At 64.4% G+C, this 1,138-nt stretch carries 2 protein-coding genes; both read right to left on the bottom strand.

All coding sequences use genetic code 11. The features are described from left to right. The coding region (locus tag PQR40_RS38980) for an IS3 family transposase (protein ID WP_408511283.1) at nt 1–866 on the bottom strand (866 nt) is incomplete at its 3' end. 26 nt (nt 867–892) lie between these two features. Further along, nucleotides 893–1,138: transposase (locus PQR40_RS38975; protein WP_408511282.1), on the bottom strand; the 246-nt coding region annotated here is incomplete at its 5' end.

Genomic DNA, 1,138 nt, shown 5'->3' with positions numbered 1-1,138 from the left:
TCGTTGGCTTCGCCGCGATGCCGTTGCCCCGGACTGACATACTTCAGGCCGCTGTGACAGTGCTCTTCGTTGTACCACTGGACGAAGCGCTGCACCCATGCGCGGGCCGCCTCCAGCGTGTCGAACGGCTGCTCAGGCCATAACGGGCAGTACTTGGCCGTACGGAACAGTGACTCGGCAAAGGCGTTGTCGTTGCTCACACGCGGCCGGCTGAACGAAGGCTGCACGCCCAGATCGATCATGGCCGCGCGCATCGTGGCGCCTTTCATTGCACTGCCGTTATCCGAGTGCAGCACCAGCGGACGCCCGGCGATACCTTCACGCAAACATCCCTTGTTCAGCAACTCGCTCGCGTGCTCAGCCGACTCCTGCTCCCACACCTCGTTCATCACCAGTTTGCGGCTGTAGATGTCCTTCATCATGTACCAGTAGAAGTACCGGCCCCTGACCGTGCCCGGCATCCACGTGATATCCCAGCACCACACCTGGTTCGGACCATCGGCACAATGCGTCGTGAGCGTGCGTCGTTGCGGGGCTCGCGCGCGGCCCCGGCGCTGGCCCTGTCCTGCTGCGTTCAGTATCCGGTAGAACGTCGATTCGCAAGCCAGATAAATCCCTTCATCCGCCAGCTTCGGCACGATCTGGTGCGGCGTCAGACTCGCGTAGCCCGGACGGTTGGCCGCATCGAGCACGGCCTGACGTTCTGCCTCACTCAGCCTGTTGGGCGGCGCTGCACGCTTCACCTGAGCGCGCCCGTCCTGCGGCGACAGGCGCCAGCGCTGGACGCTGCGCACGCTGAGTCCCAACTGCTCGCATGCACGCGAGCGGCGCGCTCCCTGCTGTACGGCTTCATCGATCAACTGCATGGCTTCATCGCGATCCGGGCGGCTGATCAGTCTTCCTCTTCCTTGCCCCAGATCGCTTCGGCTTTTTTTCGCAGGTTCAGCAAGGCCGCCGCCTCCGCACGGGCCGCGTCAGCGCGTTTGAGCTGGCGCTCCAGTTCACGGATGCGCTTTTGCGCAGCCTTCGCCTCGTTGCGCTGGGCCGCCGTGGGCTTCGTTTCAGGCACCGCGTTGGCCTGCTCGCACGCCTCGCGCCACTGCCGGATCTGCTCCGGATAAATGCCCTTGCTGCGGCA

Source organism: Paraburkholderia sediminicola, from assembly GCF_046026855.1.
GTDB classification, from domain to species: domain Bacteria; phylum Pseudomonadota; class Gammaproteobacteria; order Burkholderiales; family Burkholderiaceae; genus Paraburkholderia; species Paraburkholderia sediminicola_A.
The sequence above is the reverse complement of the archived record's forward strand: the minus strand, read 5'-3'. Positions and strand labels throughout refer to the sequence as shown.